Source organism: Mycobacterium sp. (assembly GCF_049281135.1).
Classification (GTDB): Bacteria; Actinomycetota; Actinomycetes; order Mycobacteriales; family Mycobacteriaceae; genus Mycobacterium.
Map to the genome: position 1 here is coordinate 1 of NZ_JBAPRN010000309.1, position 5,895 is coordinate 5,895.

Consider the following 5,895-nt stretch of genomic DNA (forward strand, 5'->3'; position numbering starts at 1 on the left):
CTCGAATCGGGTGAGAGCCAGGCGGTTCCCCCGTACGGCGACCACCGCAGAGCTATGCCGCACGCCGCCGATCGCACGAATCTGTCTTATCTGGCGTGTCCAATCGCCAGGCGAAAGGACTCTGGGGGAGAAGCCGACTATCTTCCGGCGGTATTCGACGGCGATCTCGGACGCGAATTGCCCCTCGACCTCATCCCAGGCTTCGCGGTCGAAAGCATCCCACAGGCGGCCGATCGCTCGTACGCAGGCGTTGTCCGACTCGGCAGTTGCCGTTCGGGCTGACGCCGGGGGAGAAGGGATTTCGCGCCCACCGAAAAGGCGCTGCGCCCGTGGGTGTTCTTCCTCGAATCGCGTGTGCAGGGCGTCGAGTTCAGCCATTGCGGCGTCCATGTCTTCGAGGTCGAACCAGATCTGCAACGCGATCCGACCCTCTTCGTCAACCCCATAAACCTGGAGGAGTTCGTCTTGCGGCGCCCCAGGGCTCACATCGGGAGTGCCCAACGTCACTCGAGCGAGAGCCAGGCGCTCGCCTCGCACGGCGATGACGATGTGGTTGATCCGCAAGGTCCCCGCCTCGAGGTCCTGCCGGGTCTGGCGCATCACGCCGTCCGAAGGTACGTCGCTCTGTGTAAAGCCGATGACCTTCCGCCGACTTTCGATAACGCTGCCGGGTGCGAACAGCCGGTCGAATTCGTCCCAGGCCTCGCGATTAATCGCGGCCATCACGCGCTCGCTCACGTGTACGGCCGCGGTGCGAGTCTCGACGACGGGTGTTTCGGGGGGAGTCGGGGCATTTGCCTCGACACGTTCGTCAAGGATGGAGCGCGCCTTATCGGCCAGCGCCGCAGCACCTTTCCGCTCGTACAGGTTGGCCGCACGTTCGGCGGCCGACCGCGCGCCAGCGGAGTCTCCGGCGGCACCTAACACCTTCGACAATGCAAGACAGGCATCGCCGTGATCGACCAACCCGTCGGTGCGCTCGGCCAGAGTGATGGCGGCCTGCGCAACGCGTCGAGCTTCCTCGTGTTCGCCGCTACGCGACAGCAATTGCGCCCGAAGTGTGCGCCAGGCGATCGAAGCCTTCAGCGCGTGGCCTGCGAGCCGCTCACTCTCCGTGCACAATTCGTCGGCCTCGGTATCCCGATTCAGTGCCAGACACGCGCGACCGAGAAGGGCAGCGGTCTCGGCGGTATCGGCGTCCAGACCCATCCGACGAAATCCGTTGCAGGCCTGACGAAGGTGCGGCTCGGCCGCGGCCGGGTCGCTCAAAACGAGCTCCACGATGCCGGCGAACTGCTCGACCTCCAGAAGGGCGTGGCGCAGACCGAGTTCGGTGACCGTGCGCCGGGCCGAGTCGATCATCCGGCGGGCTGCCGCATCGCGGCCGCGGAAGGCCTCCAACACGGCCTGGCACCGCGTCGACGTCGCTTCGACCGCCGGCGAGTCGGTCGTGATCCGCAGCAGCCGCACCACGTCAAGGCACCGCCCACCCGCGCGTGGAACCGGGTTGGGGCCCCACAGCGCCGCGAGTGGGGCGCCGGCCAACACCGCGTTGACCCGGCGGTGGTCACGCGCGCGCCGCGCCGCCGTGAGAGCGTCGTCCAAGGCGATTTCGCAGTCGCCAATTCGGCCGAGCCGGGCGAGGCAAGTCGCACGGACGGTATGCGCCTTGGCTTCCCCTGCGGCATCGTCGATTTCGGCCAGTTTCTGCGCGGCAGCGTCTAACGCGGCTTCCACGTCGTCGAGTCGCTCGGGATGCACCAATACCGACAGCTGTCCGTCGAAGCATGTCGCCCATGCCGATAGCCGCGCGGAATCGACTGTCGCTTGTTGCAATTGGGAGACTGCGCCTGCTGCCGAAGCCACGTCACCGGCGGCAAGAAGAGCCTCGCAGCATGCGACCAGTAGATCGGCGACCTGGTCGTCACGGTCGGGCAGCTCGTCATCGATCTCGTCCAGCGCGTGCACCGCGTGGCTGTAAAGATCGGCCGCGCCTTCGTAGGCGAGCCGGGCCATGGCTTGGTCTGCCGCGCGTCGGCAATACTCAACGGCCTTGGCCGCGTTGCCCGCCCATGCACATTCGAAATAGTGGTGAGCCAGTTCGGCGAGCAGCTCGTCGTCGGCGCCCGGCTCGCCCTCCAGCGTCGTGGCAATCCGCTGGTGCAGCCGCATGCGTCGCATGGAAGGCAGTTCGGCCAGCAGTGACTGCCGGACGAGCGCATGGTTGAACCGGTACCGACCGCCCGGCTCTTCGATGACGATGCCGGCTTTGGACGCCTCGTCGAACGCGTCGACCAGGTCGTCCCCAACGACGCGCTCGACCAGGTCCAGGGAAAACCGGCTGCCGACGACAGCGGCTGCCGCAAGGGCCTTGTTGGTCTCGACCGGAAGCCGAGTAAGTCTGCGGCTCACAGCTTCTCGCACTCCCTGGGGGAGCGTGCTCGGGTCCCACACGCCGCCGCTCTCGTCGACGTGGCGCAGAGCCTCGATGAGGAAGAACGGGTTGCCGCCAGTGACGGAGGCCAATGCGTGGCCGAGCTCTTCGTCGTCGTAGCCGGCTTTGGCGACGTACGCGCTGACGTCGTCCTCATCGAGGCCGCTGAGACTGATGCGACTAGCGGTGCCATCGCGGTGCAGATCGGCCAACATCGCCGCCAGGGGATGGGAACGGTCGAGATCCGTGCTGCGGTAGGTGCCGACGATCTCCACCCGCGCGCGGTCGCCGAAACGCAGCAGGTGCCGCAACAGCAGCAGTGTCGGCTTGGCCGCCCAGTGCAGGTCGTCGAGTACCAGGACAACGGGCGCTTCCGCGGACGCCATTTCCAAGAGTGCAACGACGGCGTCGAAAAGTGCGTAACGCTCGGTGTCCGGGTCGGCGCGCGTCGGCGCGGCCAGATCGGGCACTTCGTCGACGAGCCCGGGAACAAGCGGAAGCAAGGCTTCGACACCGCGCAGTCCGCGCAACCGACTGGAGCCGACGCACGGCACCAGCGACCGTAGGGCTTCCGCGAAGGGCTGATAGGGCGCACCGAGGTCCTCGTCGCAACGGCCGTACAGCACGACCGCGCCTTGCTCATAGGCCTGCCGGGACCACTCGCCGGCCAGGCGCGTCTTGCCGACACCCGGTTCGCCGGCGATCAGGGCGGCGCATGCACCACCGCCTAGCGAGGTATGCCACGTAGACAGCAGCCGCTCGAGCTCGCTCCCGCGGCCTACGAACGGCCCGCTACCGATCAGAACCGGGGGGAGGACCGGCCGCTCCATCGGCAGCTCACTTTTCAGCGGCTGGGCACTCTCCTCAGCGGTCTCCAGTCGGAGCTCGAAGACATGCTCCGGACGGGCGAGGTTGCGCAGTTCACGCAAACCCAGGTCGGCCAGGACAACGTCGTCGGGCAGCGAATCGACGACGAGTTCGGCCGTCGCGCCGGAGCACAAGATTTGACCGCCCGCAGCCAGCGACCTCAGGCGGGCGGCCCGGTTGACCGCCCGACCGAAGTAGTCGCCGTCGCGGAGCTCGACTTCGCCGGTGTGCAGTGCGATCCGGATGCGCATCGGCTCTCGAAGGCCCCACTGCTCGCGGGTGATTGCGTCTTGTAGCTCCATAGCGGCCGCGGCGGCAGCCGACGGTCGCTCGAACACCGAGAACGTGGCGTCGCCCTCGCCGCGGGTCTTGATCAGCCGCCCTCCCCGCGACGTGACCACCTGTTCTGCGAGTTCGTCGTGTCGGGCAAGCGCCACTGCCATGGCTGCGGCGTCTGCCTCCCAGGCGGCGGTCGATCCCTCAATGTCGGTGAGTAGAAAGGTCACTGCGCGCATCACCGACGGAAGATTTTGTGCTACAACAACATCCAGTGAGGCATCTTGTGCGACGATGGCAGTCTCGAGCCGTCGAAGCTCCGGCCCGGGATCGATTCCCAACTCGTCGGCCAGCATTGTCCGCGCCCGTTGATACGCGCCGAGAGCGTCACCTTGCCGACCGGCGCGGTAGAGGGCGAGCATGAGCTGCCCCCATCGCCGTTCGCGCAGTGGCGCCTCGGCCACCGCCGACTCGAGCTCGCCGATGATCTCCGCGGCGCGGGCCGTCGCGAGCAGTGCGTCGGCCCGATCCTCCACCAGCGCGGCGTGGCCCTCGATCCATCGTGTCTTTTCCGATGTTCCCCGCCTACCGTCGGGCAGTTCGGGGATACCTCGCCAGAGGGCAAGCGCTTCCTCGAAGCGAGCCACCGCCTGGCTGATGTCGCCGGTCGCCGCGGCATCGCGTCCGAGTCGGGCTGCTGATTTATGGCGCGACGCATCAACGTCGCTCTCAGCGAGGACCCAACCCGTCCCCTGCGTCAGAACGAAGCCGTCGCCCAGGGCGCGACGTAGCGCGGAGATGTGGGTTTGCAGAGCTTTGGCGGCGGTGCGTGGCGGATCCTCACCCCAGAGCAATTCAACGAGGGTGTCTGCCGACACGACCGAGCCGTGGTGCAGCCCGAGCATCGTGAGGACCGCACGAGGTTTGGCGCCCGGGATCGCAACGGGTGCGCCGCCTTGTCGGACCCGGAGAGGTCCCAAAACCCCCAGTTCCACGGCTTGAAGCGTAGTCACGTTCCCGATCGTGCGGGTGGGTATTCAACACGGGGTCAAGATCGAGTAAAGGCCGTCGGGCCGACTGGCTTTACCGACGAAAAGCTCCAACTTCAGCAGACCTGACCCCGAGCAGGCGCTCCGCCCCGACAGCGACTACCTTCACCTAGTAGCAAGCTTGTAGGGCCAGATCAGCCGAGACCGCAAAGGGGTTCCCGTGGCCGCAACCGACGACTCCGCCACTCTTCAGTACCCGGGTGGTGAGTTGGACCTGGAAATCGTCCACGCCACCGAAGGGGCCGACGGCATCGCGCTCGGCCCACTGTTGTCGAAGACCGGATATACGACGTTCGACAACGGCTTCGTCAACACGGCGTCCACCAAAAGCGCCATCACCTATATCGACGGCGACGCCGGCATCCTGCGCTACCGCGGCTATCCGATCGAGCAGCTGGCCGAGAAGTCGACCTTCATCGAGGTCAGCTACCTGCTGATCAACGGAGAGCTGCCGACCAAGGAACAGCTGGCCGAGTTCACCAACCAGATTCAGCGACACACCATGCTGCATGAGGACCTGAAGCGGTTCTTCGACGGTTTCCCTCGCAACGCCCACCCGATGCCAGTGCTGTCCAGCGTCGTCAATGCACTGAGTGCCTACTACCCGGATTCGCTGGACCCGGTGGACAAAGAAGAGGTCGACCTGTCCACGATCCGGCTGCTGGCCAAGCTGCCGACCATCGCCGCCTACGCCTACAAGAAGTCGGTGGGTCAGCCGTTCCTCTACCCCGACAACAAGCTGACCTTGGTGGAGAACTTCCTGCGGATGACGTTCGGCCTGCCCGCTGAGCCCTACGAGCCGGACCCGGAGATCGTTCGGGCGCTGGACTTGCTGTTCATCCTGCACGCTGACCACGAACAGAACTGTTCGACGTCGACGGTGCGACTGGTCGGCTCGTCGCAGGCCAACCTGTTCACCTCGATCTCCGGTGGCATCAACGCACTGTGGGGTCCGCTGCACGGCGGCGCCAACCAGGCGGTGCTGGAGATGCTCGAGCAGATCCGCGGCAGCGGCGACGATGTCAGCACCTTCGTCCGCAAGGTGAAGGACAAAGAAGAAGGCGTCAAGCTGATGGGCTTCGGCCACCGGGTCTACAAGAACTACGACCCGCGCGCGCGCATCGTCAAGGAGCAGGCCGACAAGATCCTGGCCAAGCTCGGCGGCGACGACGACCTGTTGGACATCGCCAAGCAACTCGAAGAGGCCGCGCTCACCGACGACTACTTCATCGAGCGCAAGCTGTACCCGAACGTCGACTTCTACACCGG

At 66.1% G+C, this 5,895-nt stretch carries 2 protein-coding genes; one reads left to right on the top strand and one right to left on the bottom strand.

All coding sequences use genetic code 11. The features are described 5' to 3' along the window. Positions 1–4,572, bottom strand: a 4,572-nt coding sequence (locus WAN02_RS12595; protein WP_422264507.1) for a BTAD domain-containing putative transcriptional regulator, incomplete at its 3' end; no start/stop codon positions are given. A gap of 214 nt (positions 4,573–4,786) precedes the next feature. Here WAN02_RS12595 and WAN02_RS12600 point away from each other — a divergent pair. Next, positions 4,787–5,895: citrate synthase (locus WAN02_RS12600; RefSeq protein ID WP_422264506.1), on the top strand; the 1,109-nt coding region annotated here is incomplete at its 3' end.